Source organism: Microbulbifer maximicatervae (SeqCode), assembly GCF_052466985.1.
Genome location: NZ_CP174298.1, coordinates 1,023,930 through 1,041,569, shown reverse-complemented (window position 1 = coordinate 1,041,569; position 17,640 = coordinate 1,023,930). Strand labels below are relative to the sequence as shown.

Here is a 17,640-nt window from a genome sequence, read left to right as displayed (position 1 = left end):
GCTCGCTTGAATATGGAGATTATACCTACACCCTATTTATTAAACTCGCGTTATGCCTTGCCGATCGCTAACTTGTATAAATATCACCGCTCTCGGAAAATTCTCTTAGTGTCTTCATATATTTTTCTACATACTTTAGAGCGCTTTCTTTGCTAACTAGCGGTTCGCAATATCCAAAAACAAACACCCCTTCTCCATCTATTGTACAAGTCACTAGCATTATGGGGTGTTCTCCATGTGTTTGAACGGTCATAACCACACCAAAGTCAAAGAACGTCAAAGGGCCCGTATACTCACCTATATCCCCTACATTGGATACGCAAATTCCAGAGGGAAAGTAATCTTTCGCAGAGCTAGAATCTTTAGCCAGCTGTTCGATCTCTTCGAGATTGTAATCGGGTACAAGTGAAGGCTCAAAGAAATTTCCACATCTAAACTGCATATAGACTTTTTTTGAATTAAATGCGCGAGACTCAGCAAGGCGAGACTAGTTTCATTTGATAACAAGGATACAGTTAATGTAGTTGTACACTCTCCAATAACATCCCGATCTATTTGGTGTTTACATAAGTACTGGGCATTTATAGGCAACATTAACTCTGTGGTGGAGCAGAAACCGGGTAGTGACCGAGCAGCAATAATAGCAGCAGCATCATAGATAGAGGTAACCTGAACATTCTTATCTTTTGAACGCAAGTACAATTGCTCACATAATTTCTTGGGGAGGACTCGGTAAATAGAACATCCCTTTCGATGTGAGGCATCTGCCGCCTGCTCTACTAACCACTTTGGGAGAGCGCAATTATCACTACTAATTGCCGACTGCGTTTTTTTGAGATGTTTTATTGATCCAATATAGTCCACCACCGATTTTTGCATTATCGAAGCAGAGGGTTTATCTTCTGAACCCCCTCTCAAGTACCGATCCAAATCTCTAACCAAGAGTAATAAGGAGCGCCCATCCATAGCAGCATGGCTTACCATAAAAGCAATCCACTTTACTTCTTCATGATCATTCGCATAAACCGTGAAACGATACACATATTTATCCAGCTCAAGAACTTTACTTCCTAGGCGCTTGAACTCTTTCTGATAATTTAGAGGCAGTGCATCGCGCTCAATCTCAATAGGAATAGCTTCAAAGGCTACATCACAGAACCAATAAGCATGATGATTTTTTCTATACGAGAACGGAGCATTGGGTGCAGGTTATGGAGGTATTCCATTCCCTTTAGTAATTCTTCGACGCCGAGAGACTTACATGCCCTGAAAAAAACAGCTAGTTGAACCGCACCGCTTGACTTTTCGGTCAGCTCTACAAAAAGTGCCTCTTGAGCCCCAAGCTTACGAAAAGGTTTTGCTTTTTTCATTGCAGGCTCTTCCCAGTAGGGAGATCACTGCCGATAGTATAGAACGAGAAAGCGCTATTGCCACATAACATCTATAAAAATCGATTCAAGATAACCACGAGGTATGCACAAAAAAACATAGCTGTAAACGCCAAAAACAAGGCTCACATAGCTTAAGAAACTTGCAAATCGCCTAGAAAACCCACATCGCCGCACTCCAGATATACTCGAATATAGTTAGACAAAAATAAAACTATACGCTAAACAACCTTCACCGCCATCTACATTCAGTCGAAGTACTAAAGCTTATATCCGTATATCCTAGCAACAATAACTGGGCACGAAGTTGATCAATGGCAACTGGAGTAGGCCGATAATGACCAGAACAAGTGTTAACGAAAACTATCTTTCCACCCTCCGCCACGATCTCACCCGCTGCTGCAACACTATCTCCTGCCAGAAACGTCGAATGAGCAAAGACTGGCTTTGGGTAAAAGTAACTTGAATATATATTCCCATTCTTATCCATAACATAGATAGCGGCTCTACCATTATAATCTTCTGCCTGTTGTGCACGCCTAGTATCAAAAAGCTCACCAGTAGAGTCATAAATCTTCCCATCCATCACCGATAGTTTCGTCCCCTCTCGCTGGGCATCTGTGTAATAAATAACATATGCAGGACACATATATTTAAATTTTTTAAGGCACCTTACATCTTCACCCTTGTATTTTGAATAAAGTTCAAAAAGCCTGTAGTTTTTTATTTTTGAATTACCATGTACCGCAACACTAGAGCTACTTTCATTAGCCCTATTCGTATCGTTCATAGTAAGAATCCACTGGGAGATTCCTTCTGGTGCACATCTGCTCGCATTAACCCCATGGTAATTACATGTATTTTCACCTGACCAACAGTCAGTTGGTCTAGGCAATACACTATTGGAAAGACCTATTTCCATTAAGTATTCTGGTGTTTCATTTACATTTCTGCTCTCAACTATAAATGCCCTATCACGATAAGCCATACCGCTTGAGGGCTGGCCACAATAGAGCGCAGTCAAAAGTACGGCAATTACTTTCTTTAGATTCTTAACGACCATTAACGGCAACTCTTTCGCAACTGAAAAGGACGGGAGAATACAGTGGTCTCAAAACGCGCTGTAAATAGGTGTTTATAAGCTTTCAGCCGGCATCTATGCCTATATTGTCCCGCACGCACTGTATTTTCCTTCGCAAATTTAGGTTTTTCAGTCATCAAAACCCACTCTAAGAAGAACACCCAAGACTAACCAGCAGGACCTGATACAGAAGAGTAAATAGTATGACGAGTGGGGCGACTTCCAAATCAAAATAGAAATGGTCCCCCTAGATGCTCAAGCCGCAGCATTCAACCAACCTAAAGTGTCCCTCCACAAACTATCTTCGTAGCGCGCCTTGAAGAAACCAAAATGACCTATTGGCTTTGTATCCACGGCTTTAGCATTCACAATCTGTATTTCAGTATTTGCATTACAATAGAACGCCTTGAGAGCCTTCACAGCCTGCAGTGGAGCAAAATCTATATCATCATCTATGTATAGAAACTTCATATTGCACTCTAGACGGGAGAAGCCATCTCGTACGGGGCTACCTCTCTGGTCAACAATATAATCTTTATGGCGCCCCCAGTAGGCCCACTGCCGGGCAACACCTGCGGGTAAACTTTCACCTCCGAGGAAAAGGCCTGGAACCTGCCCCAAAATATTTGATAAGAGCGGTATCATAGCGAACCAAGCAAACAATATTTTGGGCCTCTGACGCAATCCCCAGTGACCCCAATACCCGCTTTGGGAGGATACACAGTAGACACTAGCAAGTTGGGTATTGTTATCTGCGAAGCCAATAATTTGGCCCCCTACACTATGCCCCACACAATGCCAGGTTAGCGTTTTGTATTGGCTAGTAGACCAATCGATAACAGTGGCCAAATCGTACTCTCCCCACGCGCTCATAGATAGTCGGGAGTCTCGTTGATTGGCAACCGCAGACTTACCTATACCTCGATAGTCATAGGTCACTACCAAGTAGCCATTCTTAGCCAGGAATTTTGCAAATTCAGCATAATAGCCCTGCTTGACCGCAGTAGCCGAATTTATGATTACCCCCGCTTTAGGCAGACCTTTTGGTGAAAATAGCGTTGCCCCGAGAGATAGGCCATCCTGAGTTACTATTCGACATTCTTCAATCATTACTTGAGACCTCCATGTCTTGGTCTAATACAAAATTTATGAGAGGACCCAGCACCACATCCGGAGCCTCCAGCTCAGGGAAATGTCCAGCTTCTGCTATACGTAGTAGAGAGGCCTCCGGGATCATATTCAAACTTGAATGCTTACAAGTACATTTATGAGAAAGGTCCCGCTCCCCCCAAAGAAATAAGGCTCTCACTGTTAAGGGTTTGGAGAAAAGAGTACCCTGCAAAGGAGATTCGCCGACTAATAATCGTTGAAAAGCTGACGCCAGATTAAAAGTTGCTCCATGTTGGTAGGCTTGTTGGGCCAATTCATTAAACGGTGTGATCAGCTCACTCCTCCCTAGCGCAGCTTCAAACCAGGCAAGTGTTCGCTTACGTTTCAGAGCTTTTAGCAACAGCTGACTTAAAATTGGCTTGCTCAGCAATCCTCGTGGATCTCTCCCCTCCTTCCATCTCAACATTTCTCCCCAGCTCGGTACTTGAGATAGCACTATGTGGTCAAGCAAATCTGGGCGCTTGTACGCAAGTGCAATTGCTCCAAAGCCGAGTACGCATGGAGCAACAAGCGTCACACATCCAAGGGCAAGGTTTTGTAAAAACACCTCGGTAAGGCTAACCAAAGATGCAAAGTTATAATCAAGACTCGTTGAAGGAATGGAAAAACCAAAGCCAGGTGGTTCAAATATTACAACGGTGAAATCACTTGGAACTTGGCTTACAAGATAGTCATAATGCTCAATAACAACTGGCGGATCTGCTTCAAAAACAATTACACGGCTGCCTCGCCCTACCTTTCGATAGCGAATCACACAAGAGCCCAAATCCATAAACTGAATACCATCTCTTGAGTGAGCTGCGTACCCTTTAAGGGTTTGACTTTTAAGCAAACTCGGCACAAAGCCATCTATAACTGCCGATATCATACTCTGGCCACCTGATTACTTTAGATACTCAATCAGATAATCCTAGGGAAGTGACAACACTGCGACAAATGGGTTTTTCCTTAGGCTCAGGCAAGAAAATCTTGTCTGGGAAAATAAAGCTAGCTGATTAACCTTCTAGGGAATGGACAACTTCTATAAACCAGCGAACAAATCCTTCAATAATTTCGTTACCCTCCAATGACTTGCTAAAGGCAAGATACAAAGGAGCCAGCTCACTGAATTTTTCAGGGTAGAGTAGTTCAAGCTCTCCAGATCTGACTTTAGGCGTTAGTGCGGGAAAGTATCCCATTGCGACTCCCAACCCTTGCTCGGCCATCTCGAGTACGGGTTGTAAGCCATCACAAGTCAGCGTCTCATTGAATTCAACTGATAAGCCCCAATCTGCCGACCATCTTTGCCAACCCAGCTTATCTGTAGACAATTGGATCTGATTTGCTCGATCGCTCTTCAAGTAACCCGGCGCGCAAACCGGTGAAATTCGCACCCTTGAGATCTCCCGGTAACACAAATCATCATTCGACTCCTTGTCATAACGTATAGCAACCTGCAGCTCGCCAGGGTCTATGCTGGCGCGGGCGATTTGAGACTCGATACTAATACACACTGTGGGGTATAGCGCTTTAAAGGATTTGATATTTGGGGCGAGTACTGTATTGGTCAGAAATGGAATACTGTGGATGGTAAGTGTTTTATTTTGATCCCGCGCAAGTAAATCCAAAGTTGCCCGTCGAATCACTTCCAGTGCCTTGGCAATTTTCAGATGGTATTCCCTACCAACACCCGTAAGCTCAATAGTTCGATTGAAGCGAATGAATAGCTTTGTTTGTAACTCCATCTCCAGCGCCCGTATCTGGTGCCCAACTGCTGACGGAGTTACATGAAGTTCCTGCGCAGCTTCCTTAAAGCTCAAGTGCCTAGCGGCCGCATCAAAGGTTACCAGTAAATTAGTAGAGGGAAGTTTCCGCATGAAGAATACTGTGATGCCATACCATTATTTTGTGAATGGCAGATTATCATGGGTACTACAGGCTCCCTCAACGTGTTAGCTGCCAAAATTGAGGAGAATCTAGCCCAAAACAACCCCTCCCGTTGCAGCGGTTACGCTTGAAAGCAACTCCAAACTCACCTCCCTCCTGCAAGCCCCTCTATCTGATCTAATGTAAACACATCCCCTCCCCGATCGTGTGAGCTACACCCATGAGAGATGTCGCCGTTGTTGCCTATTGCCGAACTGCCATCGCCAAAGCCAGGCGGGGTGCGCTGAATGAAACTCACGGTATTTCTATGGCTGCCCATGTCCTGAGGGAGGTGGTTTATAAGGCGGGTTTAACGCCACAGGAAGTGGAAGACGTTGTGCTGGGGTGCGGCTTACCCGAGGGAGCTACCGGACACAATGTCGCGCGCAACGCGGCACTATTTGCCGGCTTTGGGTCTCAAGTGCCGGGGTTTACTATAAATCGCTACTGCGGCTCTGGCCTTAACGCGGCTTCGATTGTGGCCAACCGTATTGCCGCAGGCGAAATGCAAATTGGGGTGGCCGGTGGCGTCGAGAGTATCAGCCTGGTGCAGTTCAACTTGAACCTGAACCATTTTGTCTATGAGCCCCTACAAAAGAAAGTGCCGGCAGTTTGGTGGACCATGATCCAAACGGCCGACTATGTCGCCGATCAATACAACATCAGTCGCGAAGACCAGGATCGCTATGTGGTTGAATCACAAAAGCGTGTTGCCGAAGCTCAAAAGGCCGGAAAGTTTGCCGAGGAAATCACTCCGTTTGATACGGTAATGGCAGTGAAAGATAAGGAGAGTGGTGAAACCAATCGCCTGAAAGTCACCTTGTCAGAAGATGAAGGCCCCCGCCCCGGCACAACCATGGAAGCCCTCTCTGCGCTGGAACCGGTGAACACAGGAGGGACGATAACTCCCGGTAATGCGTCCCAATTATCCGATGGGGCCGCAGCGGTCGTCATGATGGATGCTGAACTGGCAGCACAGAGAAACTTACCCATTCTGGGTCTGTTTCGCGGCATGCAGCTGGGAGCGGTAGCGCCAAAAGAGATGAGTATTGCGGTAGCGCCAGCGGTCAGTCGCCTTATGAAACGCCACCAACTCACCCAGGATATGATTGACCTTTGGGAGCTACATGAGGCTTTTGCCGTAACCACCCTATACAACCAAGCTGAACTCAAAACCCCTTGGGACATTACCAATGTTAATGGCGGTGCTATTGCGCTCGGCCACCCCTACGGTATGTCGGGCATCCGCTACCTGGGTTCAACTCTATTAGAACTGGGCCGGCGCGACGCCCATCGGGCAATTATTGGTGTCTGCACTGCCGGCGGTATGGCGACGGCTGCTTACTTAGAGCGATAAGGAATCAGCCCATGAACACCTGGAAGCCTACGGCTGCCCTAGTATTATTGCTAATGCTCCCCTTGGTGGGTTATCTACAGGAAAATATGCAGGGGGTAAAATTTGACACACTGGTAGAATCGACCAAGGATTGGGCCGGAGATACCCTACCCCAATATCCAGAGGGGCAGCCAGAGCTCTCTGTGGTGCGTGTGACAATCGAGCCAGGCGCACGGCTACCAGTGCACAAACACCCCGTACCTAATAGCGTCTATGTTGCCGAAGGCACTTTAAGAGTTACCCTCGTTGACCAGGATAAAAGCCTAACTTTGGATGAGGGGAAAGCCTACGTTGAAGTCACCGATATGTGGCATTTTGGGCGCAATGAAGGCGACAAGCCGGCGACACTTATCATTTTTTACGCTGGTGCTAAGGGAATTCCGACAACGGTCTTTCAAAAAGATAATTAGGAAGCACCCTACTCTAATAACTTGCCAATGAATTGGCAGCTAACTGACGCGCAGCAGGGCCTCTCTAAGATAGCCAGGTAATGGGGTCTTTAGCTTTTCAGGGGATGACAGGGTGACATAGGTAACATTGGCGGTGAACGCTAGTATCCCATTATCCAAAAAGCCTTTCGTTTGAAACGTAAAAGAGTGATTACCAATATCCGCAACAGAAACATGGATATTTAATTCTTGATCCCAGGTTACAGGGGATAGAAATTCCAGGTTAAAAGCTCTTACAGGTGTAAGAAAACCCAGTTGTTTCATTCTGGCGATAGCAGGCCCTTCAAGCAGAACAGCCATTGCATCATGGGTTGCCTCAAGTGCAAACGATGAGAACCTTGGGGTGTATACGATTCCCTCGGGATCACAATCCCCGAACAGTACTTTTCGTTTGACGGTTATCATCGTATCAACCCGCTATTTCTTATCTGGGCTGGAATTATATGTGAAGGCCTCCACTCCATTCCTACCAAACCACCTACCCAAATCCATCATTGAGGGATCATGCCTCAAGGACCAAATATGGATAATACAGTTACTTCTGGTGGCACCAGGAAACGTACCGGCAAAATACTGGTCCCTACCCCAGGGCTTACATAGAGGTGTTTACCACCTTCCACAACATGCCCAATAGCAAAACGCTGCCCGTAACTTGAAGGTACTATGGGCCGCCCAATAAACGGCAAGTAGACCTGCCCCCCGTGAGTATGCCCGGCGATAGTCAATGACAGCTCCGCAGGCAGTTCGGGGAATATATCCGGATTATGAGTGAAGGCCAATATCGTCTCACCTTCATCTATCCCCTGCATTGCTTTTTTAACATCGTGAGGCCCCTCCCAAAAATCACTGATTCCCACTAGCCGTAATTTACATTCGCTACTTACCAGCCTTACTGACTTATCCTCTAGCACTGAAATCCCCTGGCTTGCAAGGGACTGCTCAACCCGAGCTGCATCAAGCCACCAATCATGATTTCCCAATACGGCAAACACCCCCATCGGGGCCTTGAGTTCTTTAAGAATTCCCGCTGCATCCTCCGGCGGAACGAATTTACCTCCAACAACCCCCTGAATAACAAAGTCACCGGGTAGGAGAATAAGGTCGGGTTGGCTTTTATTAACAGCCTCAACCAGGTTTTGTAAGCTCTTCCGCCCCTTGTAAGGGGAACCTACATGCAGGTCAGCAAGTATCGCGACCCTTAGCCCGTTACATTCCTTTGGCCAGGCATCTACGACAATATCATCTTCATTAATTCGGAAACTTGCAGGCTCAACGATAAATGCCCATAGGGCCAACAACAAACCAATACAAAATAATACGATAAAAGTTATACGCCACTTACTCAAAACAAGGCCCAAAATTTACGACTAACACTCATTATTATTTGCCGGATGGCCATGACAGCTACAATCTGTCAGCTCCCGCATAATGTCACAGGCATTAATTGCCTGGCCACCCTCACATCGATTGCGTAAATCTACCAAGCTTTTTCGCAACTGCTTGAGCGATTCCAGTTGTTTTTCGACTCTTTGAATTTGATCATCAACCACGCTATCAATATCAGTGCAGCTTTGCGATGGAGCCTCTTTTAATCTCAACAGGTTGCGAATATCCTCGAGGGGGATATCCAGAGAACGACAGTGGCGAATAAAACGCAGTTGTTCCAGGTGAGACTCTGAATAGAGCCGGAAATTACCCTCTGAGCGAGCGGGCTCTGGCAGTAGCCCTGCCTGCTCGTAGTAACGAACCGTTTCCACTTTGCAGCCCACTCTCCTGGCAGCTTCACCAATTTTGTAAGCCATGCCACTCCCTCTTGACTCTATAGTTACTAGAGGGATTGTAATACTGGCTCACTGACTGATCTATCCGAGAGTGAATAATGGTCAAGCGCGATTCCAGCTGTGGCTGCAGCGAGGCAACCCAAGCCGCAACCATGACGCCGATTCAAAACACCAATAACAACAGCGACAAAGGTGACCTGTCCCTGTTCTCCATCAGCAAGATGGACTGTCCCACTGAGGAGGGGTTGATACGCGCCAAGCTCTCCGGCATGCAGGGCATTTACCAGCTGGACTTTAATCTGGTGCAGCGAATCCTACAGGTGCGCCACGCGCCCGGTATGGAGAGCAAGATCCTCAACACCCTGACCCCTCTTGACCTCGACGCACGCCTGGCCACGGAAGATGACATCGATTCCGCGCCACCTACCACCCATGCAAACTGGTGGTTATTGGGCGCTGCCGGTTTGGCGGCGATTGCCTCCGAGGTCGTATTCTGGTTACAGGGGGGGAACAATTGGCTGGTGATGATACTGGCCTTGGCCGCTATCGCTGGCGGCGGACTCACGACCTACAAAAAGGGCTGGATCGCGCTCAGCAATCGCAACCTGAATATGAACGCGCTGATGTCCATCGCGGTCACCGGCGCCCTGCTTATCGGTCACTGGCCCGAAGCGGCAATGGTGATGGTGTTATTCACCCTGGCAGAATTAATTGAAGCCAAATCCCTGGATCGTGCCCGCAATGCGATTCGGGAGTTAATGGACCTGGCCCCGGAAACCGCCACCGTACAGGGGCCAGATGGCGAGTGGGTTTCCATGTCAGCCAAGACTGTTCCGGTTGGCACCACCATTCGGGTGCGCCCCGGCGAACGTATCGCTCTTGATGGGGAGGTAATACGCGGCAATTCAGCAGTAAACCAGGCCCCAATTACCGGGGAGAGCCTTCCGGTAGACAAAGGCCCTGGAGATGAACTTTTCGCCGGCAGTATCAACGAATCCGGGGCACTCGAATACCAATCTACGGCAGCTGCCAACGATAACCTGCTCGCCCGAATCATTCATGCGGTGGAAGCCGCACAAGGTAGTCGCGCGCCAACCCAGCGCTTTGTCGACCAATTCGCCCGCTGGTATACGCCCCTAGTATTTGCAGTGGCACTGGCTACTGCGGTAATACCGCCGCTACTTTTTGCCGGCAGCTGGATGGAATGGATCTATCGCGCACTCGTGTTGCTGGTAATCGCCTGCCCCTGCGCACTGGTGATCGCAACTCCTGTCACCATCGTAAGCGGCCTGGCATCGGCCACCCGCCACGGAATCCTTATTAAAGGCGGGGCCTACCTTGAGCAAGGGCGCCACCTTCGCTGGTTGGCATTGGACAAGACAGGAACCATCACCCATGGCCTGCCAACCGTCACGGATTTTAAAGTGATAGCGCCAATGCCCGCGGAAGAGGTACAAACCCTGGCGGCGAGCCTAGCCGAACGTTCCGATCATCCGGTATCCAGGGCCGTACTGGAGTTTGCTCAGATTCCCCACGAACGCCTACAAGAAGTGGATACTTTTGAAGCCCTGGCCGGGCGCGGCGTCAGGGGCAGAATTCAGGGGGATCAGTGCTACCTGGGTAACCACCGGCTTATTGAAGAATTGGGCATTTGCTCCGCCGAGCTGGAGCGCCAATTGGGAACCCTTGAGGAAGAAGGGAAAACTGTTGTGATGCTGACCCGGGAGAACTCCGTTCTGGCAATATTTGCTGTCGCCGATACCGTGAAGGAATCGAGCCAACACGCCATTGAGAGCCTTCACAAACTGGGCGTGAAAACACTGATGCTTTCCGGGGACAACCAGCACACTGCAGATGCGATTGCCAAACAAGTCGGCATCGATCGGGCTGAAGGCAACCTACTGCCGGAAGACAAGCTCAGAGAGGTGGAGGCACTATCTGGAAAAGGCCAGGTTGGCATGGTTGGCGATGGCATTAACGATGCCCCCGCCTTGGCCCGTGCTGATATAGGGTTTGCGATGGGAGCAACGGGAACCGACACAGCGATAGAAACCGCTGATGTGGCCCTGATGGACGACAATCTGGGCAAGATCGCCACCTTTATCCAATTATCTCGTTCAACGGCCCACATTCTTTGGCAGAACATTATCTTGGCGCTGGGCATAAAAGCGGTCTTTCTAGTGCTTGCTTTTGCCGGAGAGGCAACCATGTGGATGGCTGTTTTTGCCGATATGGGTACCAGTTTGTTAGTAGTCTTTAACGGGCTCCGAGTGATGAGAAAATAATCAATCCCACCCAAGTTAGTCAGTGCTGGAGAGCGGCACCTCTATGTTATTCTTAGCATCGATCACAGCACTGATTAATTCCGCCGGCTGATCAACTCCGATATAAATCCGTCTTACCTCCCCAACTTGCCTGTTTAGTTCGATAAGAATATTTGGATTACCGGAAAAGTTAAATCGTTTTATAGCTTTCGACCTTGGAATGTAACCAGAGCTTTGGGCAATAGAATGGATATCACTTAGACAAATATTCTTCTGATTAAAGAGGCCAAACCTTACTATGAGGTAGTCATTATTAAGAGATATTGGTCTACGCCCCATTGACCTATATTCAGCAACCAAAAATAGAAGCCCAAACAGAGTTAAAAAGCTGATAATATTTGCTGCCATTGGCGACCAAATAAAGTGTAAAAGGAGATGTACTATTGGCAGTTCGAATAAAATAATAAAAATGAATCCGAGAGCAGTAGTTTTTGCTCCATCCTTCAAATGATAACCAAAGTGCCTACTCCCATGATATTGACTTGGGTCAATGCGATGACCAAGGAACGTAAACATCCAAACACGGGCCTCGAACTCTAATATTTTTGCCAGCACTCCCCCACCGATATATTTCTCCACTGACGAACGTATTGCGATATCGGGGTCTTCATGGTTGAAGGCTGCCCCCCTAATTGCCGAACACATTGTAGCTATAGCCGTCACTTCAACTATAACCAAGCCTGCCAATAGCAAGTATCTCCCCATCTCCAGGTATGGCCAAAGGACTTTACTTTGATTAGGGATAATGTAACTTCCAACCAATACTACCAGGCTTCCAAAGACCAGTATTTTTAGCAGTGCGTCCCGCTTATTTTTGGAACAAATTAAACACAGAATAGGTAAAATAATAAGGCCATCTATCAGTAGCAACCACTCGTAATTAGCGCGACCGTAATCATTTAGGGGGCCGTTAGAGCTATAGTATAAGCCCCAAAAAATGGAGATACAGATTAGAAATAGAAGTGGAAAAATCTTTTTTAGCGCCGCGTTCATTGCTTACCCTATCGAAAGAAGTGCAACGAGCAAAATCACAAACTTAAAGCTGTGACCTCAACCAATCTTTGAATTTGATAATACCGCGCGCAACCAAAAAAGGAAGCAGAAACTGGCCACTCATCTGAAGTGCAAACTTTGGCCAGAAATCTATTTCTTCAGAGAAGAGTGACAGTACAAGATTGCCTGGAAATAAAAATGTACCGAAATATGGCCAACCCCCACCAATTATTTTCCAGTTATACGCAAATGCCAGTAAGCCGATAGCCAGGGAAATTACCCCTACAACCAGCGAAAATCGTAATCCTTTATCGCTAATCAACATTGCAACTCCTTGCTTCAAATAGATTACTTACCTCGAACAACCTCTTTCTTGATGTAAACACCCAACCTTTTAGCGAGACGCACCAAGTTCCCTCGGTCTACGGATAGTAATTTGGCCGCTTTACTCCAGTTCCCATCGGTCTCAGCCAGGGCACGCCCAATGAGTTCGCGCTGATAGTTTTCCGTTTCCCCCCTTAAATCAATAGCCTCAGACAGCGACTCTACCGGTTTCTGCGGAGGCTTCTGAATAACCAGGTCATCGGGAATTTCAATTTGTGCTGCAGTAATGGCAACAATAGCTTCTGGAGAGCTACCTTTGCGGGCCCTAAGGGCTGCGCGGCTGATAATATGTTCCAGCTCGCGAACATTACCCGGCCAAGCGTATCGATGTAGCTTATTGGTGGCCTCTGTACTGAGACGCAACTGACGAAAACCCAGCTTCCTGCGGGAGCGCTCCAAGAAGTAGTCTGCCAACAGCAGGACATCATTACCCCTCCGGCATAGCGGTGGGACTTCAAGGGGATATACAGAGAGGCGGTGGTAGAGATCAGCTCGGAAAGTACCGTTTTCAATCCCTTTGCGTAAATCCCTATTAGTCGCCGCTACAATACGAACATCTACATGCTGCACCGTATCCTTACCTACCGGCTGAATCTCACCACTTTGCAATACCCGTAACAATTTGCTCTGCACCACAAGTGGTAACTCGCCAACTTCATCCAGGAAAATAGTGCCGCCGTTCGCCAGTAAAAATTTACCGGGCCTCTCGCGATCTGCGCCAGTGAAAGCCCCTTTTGAGTGGCCAAAAAGTTCAGCTTCCGCCAGGGTTTCAGTCAGGGAAGCGCAGTTCAAATAGACTAAGGGCTTCTCCTTGCGAGTCGACAACCTGTGGACGGTACGGGCCACCAGCTCTTTCCCCACTCCCGTTTCACCGAGAATCAGCACGTTGTAATCCGACCCAGCCACCAGCTCTATCTCACTGCGCAGGGACTGCATTTCCGCGCTCTCACCAATTAATTCACCTCCATCCCGCTCCAGTGCCTGCTGGGTTAGGTCTTTCACCAATTGCTCGGCATGCTCGGCGGAGTGTGACAGGGCTTTTAGCTCTAAAGCTGTGCGTAAAGTGGCTGCAGACAGTGCAGCTATCAGCTCCAGGGTTCGATCACTGATTCGGGCATAGGCATCCGCAGACATGCTATCCACTGTTACCAGACCAATCAGATGGTTATCTGAATAGAGAGGCAAGCCCATACAAGAGTGCACGGGAAGATCCCCTTCCCTATCCAACAGCAAACCATCGAAGGGATCTGGTAGCTGGCAGTCAGATGGGAAGCGGACTGGGTGTTCCGAGACGCAGATTTGCGCAAGCCGCGGATGCTCATCAATCAGAAATCGTCGCCCCAGGGTCCGTCGGGCAAGCCCTTGGACTGCGAGAGGGGTGAGTGTATCGCCGTTGAGCCCAAGCAAGGCAACGGCATCGCATTTGATCGCTTTGCGGATAGTAGACAGCAGGCGCTCAAAGCGATCGCTGTTGTTAAGGCTGTTAGCCAGGTCCAGAGCCACTTCGAGCAGTAAGGTTGCGTTGGTATCTACCATAGCCAAATCAGTCCAAAAGACCTTTTAGAGTCATTATGACACAGCAACCATAAAGGTCAATTTGACACATAAATACCAGAATAAGCCGTAAACCGTTGTTTTTATTGGCATTTATATTTGGCATAGCAGTTGCTGAAGATAGATTGACGCCGTTTGAACCTGAGGCCGATATGCTGAATACGGAAAACCCCTTACTGCGTGAGCGTTTCAAGCTTCTGCTAAAAGCCGGTAACTTTACGCTGCTTCTGTCAGCTCCCCTGCTGATTCTGACAATTGTTATTTGCTACCCCCTATCACACCTGTTTTCCATTCCCGCGCAAGTCGCAGGACATATCTTTATGGTGATTAGTGCGACGTTTCTAAAACTGGGCTATATAGGTCGTGTCGTTGCTCAATACAACCTGGACCTTGAGGTTCGATAAAGGCTGAACCGCCGCCTCCGAATTCCCCCTTCCTAATAGCAGCGAATAAATCAACCCAGAGCCCCTGCTGGCTCTGGGGTTCAGCATTGCCCGACACCTCAAACCACCGTGGACTATACTGACAGTCTCAGAGATAGCATTTCCTTCTAGGGAGACTTATGGCTGCCCCTCTGGTTGAGCCAAGGTCTCTTTTACAGGCTCTATAGCATAAAGGGCCAAAGTCAGGGGGTATCAAAATTGGGCTTAGCCTTTACAAGTAGTGAGCTGATAGCCCTTACCAGTGATTGGAAGCCAAGCGTAAGACCAGCCTTACATGCTCGCCCCCTAGTCCACCCAAGCGAAGTGCCGCAAGACACTCGCTGTTCTCCAAATAAGATCACTACCACATCACAGATAAGTAACAGCAATAGCCGGGGCCTGTATTCGCCTATTCAGGAGCAGACCTAAATGTGGGAAATGATCGATGATGGAATTACTTTCTTTGCCACTCAGAGCTACGCCACCCTCTTTACGATGTTTTGGATCGTAGTGGTATTGGAATTCCCTAGATATTTAATGTCGTTTTTTACCTCGGTATTCTTTTTTGCCACAAAACCAGAGTACGAGGAGGACATTGAATCCTTGGGCAGACTCACTGCAGTCATCGCCGGTCACAATGAGGAAAACTCTATTGAAAAGTGTGGCGAGCGCTTACAGGAGCAGAGCTATATCCCCTATGAAGTCATCGCAATCAGCGATGGCTCCACAGATAAAACCCGAGACGATATTCACTACCTGCAAAATAAAGGTCGCTTGGATGGCGCTCATGCAACAGAACTGCGTGGAGGCAAGGCCTCAGCCCTCAACTTAGGACAGAGATTTTCAACTGGCGACTTTATCGCCTCAATTGATTGCGATTGCACCTTCGATCGCCACGCTATGAAATACGTGATGCAAGGCTTTGCAGATCCCAGGGTTGGCGTGGTTTCAGGTAATGTAATTGTCCGAAACTCCACAGAAAATATACTCAGCTCATTCCAGGCCATTGAATATGTAATCAGTATTTGCTTGGGGCGACACTCACTGGCAATGCTCGACCAAATGTGTTGTGCCTCCGGTGCCTTCAGTGCTTTTAGGGTATCCGCAATGAATCAAATTGGCGGCTTTGATGCCGGCGGAGGAGAAGACTTAGATATCACCTTTCGTTTGCGGGATTACGGTTGGAAAGTGGAATTTGCACCTGAGGCGATTTGTTATACCGATGTTCCCACCAGCATCACCGTTCTAATGCGCCAGCGCTTTAGGTGGGAGCGGGATGCTATTCGTCTTCGCTATCGCAAGTACCTGCATTTTATTAATCCGTTCCGCCAAGGAATGCAGCTAAAAGAGTTTTTTCATCAATATGAATTCCTGGTTTTCAATGTTATTGCCGCAATAGCTTTACCAGTCTATTTAATCTGGCTATTCGTGCGTTATGGCGAAAATGCCTGGTTTATTTTGGCTGGGGCTCAGGTTGTATTAATTGCGCTCGATACAATTACCTTTGCTTTAGCCTCTTATGCGACGCCAAAAGTTAAATCACTTCCCCTTTGGCCTTATATTCCAGCTTACAGCATCTTTTATGTAAACTTCATGAGAGTTGTTCGACTCTACGCATATGTGCAGGAGTGGATTTTTAGAACATCCTATAAAGATTCTTTCGCACCACTAAAAGTCCATCGTGTTCGCGAGTAGTTTTTATGAAGGCTCTGCGAAAACGATTACGCCCTGATAGTTTCGAAAGTGAACAGCGAAAAACCCGGGGTTCTGCAAGCCGTCGAATATACTTAGCCATGTTAATCCTATTTGGTATTGGCGTTATTCGCTATATATGGGGTGACTGGTTTTTACTGCGAAGCGATGGACTGGTGTTGCGCGATCAAAGCGTTATTGAAATGGGCTACTTGGTAAAAGTAGTAGAGGTTGCCGTAGATGAAGGACAAGCTGTTAAAGAGGGCGAACTACTCTTAAGGATTGAATCAATGGAGCTACTGGAGCGAATCGCCGATCTCTCCACCCGCCAAGCTAACCTAATACAGATTTCTGCTGAATTCACTTTATTGGCAGAGACTGCTAAAAAGCTACTCACTCCCGCCAAGGAGCGTAAAGTACAAATTGGCCGAATCGTAGATAGAATCAATAAACTTGCAAATAAAGGAGTAGTCAGCGAAGTCGGTTACCAAGATGTATTGAAAGATAACTTCGAGGCCAGTGAAACCCTGGTAAAATTACAAGTTGAAAGCGCCACCCTGGAAGGAAAACGTAGATCTGTTGATGAGGCAATTTATCGCTCCGAACAAGCGCTAAGAAAACTGGAGGAGCATTACAATAACGGTATTATTCAAAGCCCCACTTCTGGTCTAGTTGGGGCTTCAGTCCCCCATGTCGGCAATGTCTATGATGCTGGGGAGCCCCTTATGTCTATCTACACCGGGGAAGCCTATGTCCTAGCCTATCTACCCAATCAATATCAATTCGTGATCAAGCCTGGAATGGAGGTATTGGTTACTGGTGGACGCTTTAAAGACAAAGGGGTACTAGTAGAAATGATCCCCCTCTCAGCCGCACTACCCCAGGAGTTCCAAAATACATTTAAGCCCACATCGCGTAATCAGTTAGCGAAAATAGTCTTACTTGACCCATCAAAATTTCCGGTGAACGAGAAAGTTACCATAACCCTAAAGATTGACTGGATTGATGTCATTATTGATAAATTTATCAATTAACTCCCCCCAGATGACGACTACCTTTTATGTCATACGGTTATTCCTAATTCCTGCTAGGGACGTAGGG

At 47.6% G+C, this 17,640-nt stretch carries 18 protein-coding genes; 6 read left to right on the top strand and 12 right to left on the bottom strand.

Going from position 1 to position 17,640, the window contains the following annotated elements; all coding sequences use genetic code 11:
* Positions 1-306: 306 nt before the first annotated feature.
* The 6 genes from ACJJI3_RS04605 to ACJJI3_RS04580 all read right to left on the bottom strand — a co-directional run bounded on the left by ACJJI3_RS04605 (position 307) and on the right by ACJJI3_RS04580 (position 5,495).
* Positions 307-1,041 (bottom strand): hypothetical protein, encoded by a 735-nt coding sequence (locus ACJJI3_RS04605; RefSeq protein ID WP_444941638.1) that lies wholly within the window; start codon positions 1,039-1,041, stop codon positions 307-309.
* A 104-nt stretch (positions 1,042-1,145) separates the two neighbouring features.
* Positions 1,146-1,370 (bottom strand): hypothetical protein, encoded by a 225-nt coding sequence (locus ACJJI3_RS04600; RefSeq protein WP_444941637.1) that lies wholly within the window; start codon positions 1,368-1,370, stop codon positions 1,146-1,148.
* Between the two features lie 250 nt (positions 1,371-1,620).
* Positions 1,621-2,451 (bottom strand): IQM protein middle domain-containing protein, encoded by an 831-nt coding sequence (locus ACJJI3_RS04595; RefSeq protein ID WP_444941636.1) that lies wholly within the window; start codon positions 2,449-2,451, stop codon positions 1,621-1,623.
* A gap of 273 nt (positions 2,452-2,724) precedes the next feature.
* Entirely contained in the window at positions 2,725-3,579 is an 855-nt protein-coding gene (locus ACJJI3_RS04590; RefSeq protein ID WP_444941635.1) for an alpha/beta hydrolase family protein, read from the bottom strand.
* The gene (locus ACJJI3_RS04585) at positions 3,572-4,507 is read right to left on the bottom strand and encodes an alpha/beta fold hydrolase (protein ID WP_444941634.1); all 936 of its coding nucleotides are present in this window, start codon (positions 4,505-4,507) and stop codon (positions 3,572-3,574) included. Before ACJJI3_RS04585 ends, ACJJI3_RS04590 begins: the two co-directional genes overlap by 8 nt.
* Positions 4,508-4,634: 127 nt before the next feature.
* Positions 4,635-5,495 (bottom strand): LysR substrate-binding domain-containing protein, encoded by an 861-nt coding sequence (locus ACJJI3_RS04580; protein WP_444941633.1) that lies wholly within the window; start codon positions 5,493-5,495, stop codon positions 4,635-4,637.
* Between the two features lie 230 nt (positions 5,496-5,725).
* On the opposite strand from ACJJI3_RS04580, the gene ACJJI3_RS04575 reads away from it, so the two are divergent.
* On the top strand, positions 5,726-6,901 hold the full coding sequence (locus tag ACJJI3_RS04575) for a thiolase family protein (protein WP_444908172.1): 1,176 nt from the start codon (positions 5,726-5,728) through the stop codon (positions 6,899-6,901).
* Between the two features lie 11 nt (positions 6,902-6,912).
* Positions 6,913-7,350 carry a cupin domain-containing protein gene (locus tag ACJJI3_RS04570; RefSeq protein WP_444941632.1) on the top strand — a complete coding sequence of 146 codons (438 nt, stop codon included), beginning with the start codon at positions 6,913-6,915 and terminating at the stop codon, positions 7,348-7,350.
* Between the two features lie 39 nt (positions 7,351-7,389).
* On the opposite strand, the gene ACJJI3_RS04565 is transcribed toward ACJJI3_RS04570, so the two are convergent.
* The 3 genes from ACJJI3_RS04565 to cadR all read right to left on the bottom strand — a co-directional run bounded on the left by ACJJI3_RS04565 (position 7,390) and on the right by cadR (position 9,191).
* Entirely contained in the window at positions 7,390-7,794 is a 405-nt protein-coding gene (locus tag ACJJI3_RS04565; RefSeq protein WP_444917263.1) for an acyl-CoA thioesterase, read from the bottom strand.
* Positions 7,795-7,898: 104 nt separating this feature from the next.
* Positions 7,899-8,735 (bottom strand): metallophosphoesterase, encoded by an 837-nt coding sequence (locus ACJJI3_RS04560; protein WP_444941631.1) that lies wholly within the window; start codon positions 8,733-8,735, stop codon positions 7,899-7,901.
* 21 nt (positions 8,736-8,756) lie between these two features.
* Positions 8,757-9,191, bottom strand: coding sequence for a Cd(II)/Pb(II)-responsive transcriptional regulator (gene cadR / locus ACJJI3_RS04555; protein ID WP_444897465.1), 435 nt, complete (start codon positions 9,189-9,191; stop codon positions 8,757-8,759).
* A 77-nt stretch (positions 9,192-9,268) separates the two neighbouring features.
* Between cadR and ACJJI3_RS04550 the strand changes: the two genes are divergently transcribed.
* Positions 9,269-11,455: a heavy metal translocating P-type ATPase gene (locus tag ACJJI3_RS04550; RefSeq protein ID WP_444941630.1), complete on the top strand. Its 2,187-nt coding sequence runs from the start codon at positions 9,269-9,271 to the stop codon at positions 11,453-11,455.
* Between the two features lie 15 nt (positions 11,456-11,470).
* Here ACJJI3_RS04550 and ACJJI3_RS04545 read toward each other — a convergent pair whose 3' ends face one another.
* Genes ACJJI3_RS04545 through norR form a run of 3 tightly spaced genes read right to left on the bottom strand, consistent with a single transcriptional unit; the run spans position 11,471 to position 14,407 of the window.
* On the bottom strand, positions 11,471-12,487 hold the full coding sequence (locus ACJJI3_RS04545) for a hypothetical protein (protein WP_444941629.1): 1,017 nt from the start codon (positions 12,485-12,487) through the stop codon (positions 11,471-11,473).
* Between the two features lie 43 nt (positions 12,488-12,530).
* Complete coding sequence (locus tag ACJJI3_RS04540; protein WP_444941628.1) at positions 12,531-12,812, bottom strand: hypothetical protein; 282 nt, start codon at positions 12,810-12,812, stop codon at positions 12,531-12,533.
* A gap of 23 nt (positions 12,813-12,835) precedes the next feature.
* Positions 12,836-14,407, bottom strand: coding sequence for a nitric oxide reductase transcriptional regulator NorR (gene norR / locus ACJJI3_RS04535; protein WP_444941627.1), 1,572 nt, complete (start codon positions 14,405-14,407; stop codon positions 12,836-12,838).
* A gap of 143 nt (positions 14,408-14,550) precedes the next feature.
* Between norR and ACJJI3_RS04530 the strand changes: the two genes are divergently transcribed.
* The 3 genes from ACJJI3_RS04530 (at position 14,551) to ACJJI3_RS04520 (ending at position 17,573) form a co-directional block, all read left to right on the top strand.
* Positions 14,551-14,829 (top strand): hypothetical protein, encoded by a 279-nt coding sequence (locus tag ACJJI3_RS04530; RefSeq protein WP_444941626.1) that lies wholly within the window; start codon positions 14,551-14,553, stop codon positions 14,827-14,829.
* A 447-nt stretch (positions 14,830-15,276) separates the two neighbouring features.
* Entirely contained in the window at positions 15,277-16,542 is a 1,266-nt protein-coding gene (locus ACJJI3_RS04525; RefSeq protein ID WP_444894014.1) for a glycosyltransferase family 2 protein, read from the top strand.
* Between the two features lie 5 nt (positions 16,543-16,547).
* Complete coding sequence (locus ACJJI3_RS04520) at positions 16,548-17,573, top strand: HlyD family secretion protein (RefSeq protein WP_444913159.1); 1,026 nt, start codon at positions 16,548-16,550, stop codon at positions 17,571-17,573.
* Positions 17,574-17,640: the final 67 nt, after the last annotated feature.

Coding starts and splice junctions, on each gene's coding strand:
- ACJJI3_RS04600 (WP_444941637.1), bottom strand. CDS start 1,370: ATGAAAAAAGCAAAACCTTTTCGTAAGCTTGGGGCTCAAGAGGCACTT.
- ACJJI3_RS04595 (WP_444941636.1), bottom strand. CDS start 2,451: ATGGTCGTTAAGAATCTAAAGAAAGTAATTGCCGTACTTTTGACTGCG.
- ACJJI3_RS04590 (WP_444941635.1), bottom strand. CDS start 3,579: ATGATTGAAGAATGTCGAATAGTAACTCAGGATGGCCTATCTCTCGGG.
- ACJJI3_RS04585 (WP_444941634.1), bottom strand. CDS start 4,507: ATGATATCGGCAGTTATAGATGGCTTTGTGCCGAGTTTGCTTAAAAGT.
- ACJJI3_RS04580 (WP_444941633.1), bottom strand. CDS start 5,495: ATGCGGAAACTTCCCTCTACTAATTTACTGGTAACCTTTGATGCGGCC.
- ACJJI3_RS04575 (WP_444908172.1), top strand. CDS start 5,726: ATGAGAGATGTCGCCGTTGTTGCCTATTGCCGAACTGCCATCGCCAAA.
- ACJJI3_RS04570 (WP_444941632.1), top strand. CDS start 6,913: ATGAACACCTGGAAGCCTACGGCTGCCCTAGTATTATTGCTAATGCTC.
- ACJJI3_RS04565 (WP_444917263.1), bottom strand. CDS start 7,794: ATGATAACCGTCAAACGAAAAGTACTGTTCGGGGATTGTGATCCCGAG.
- cadR (WP_444897465.1), bottom strand. CDS start 9,191: ATGGCTTACAAAATTGGTGAAGCTGCCAGGAGAGTGGGCTGCAAAGTG.
- ACJJI3_RS04550 (WP_444941630.1), top strand. CDS start 9,269: ATGGTCAAGCGCGATTCCAGCTGTGGCTGCAGCGAGGCAACCCAAGCC.
- ACJJI3_RS04545 (WP_444941629.1), bottom strand. CDS start 12,487: ATGAACGCGGCGCTAAAAAAGATTTTTCCACTTCTATTTCTAATCTGT.
- ACJJI3_RS04540 (WP_444941628.1), bottom strand. CDS start 12,812: ATGTTGATTAGCGATAAAGGATTACGATTTTCGCTGGTTGTAGGGGTA.
- norR (WP_444941627.1), bottom strand. CDS start 14,407: ATGGTAGATACCAACGCAACCTTACTGCTCGAAGTGGCTCTGGACCTG.
- ACJJI3_RS04525 (WP_444894014.1), top strand. CDS start 15,277: ATGTGGGAAATGATCGATGATGGAATTACTTTCTTTGCCACTCAGAGC.
- ACJJI3_RS04520 (WP_444913159.1), top strand. CDS start 16,548: ATGAAGGCTCTGCGAAAACGATTACGCCCTGATAGTTTCGAAAGTGAA.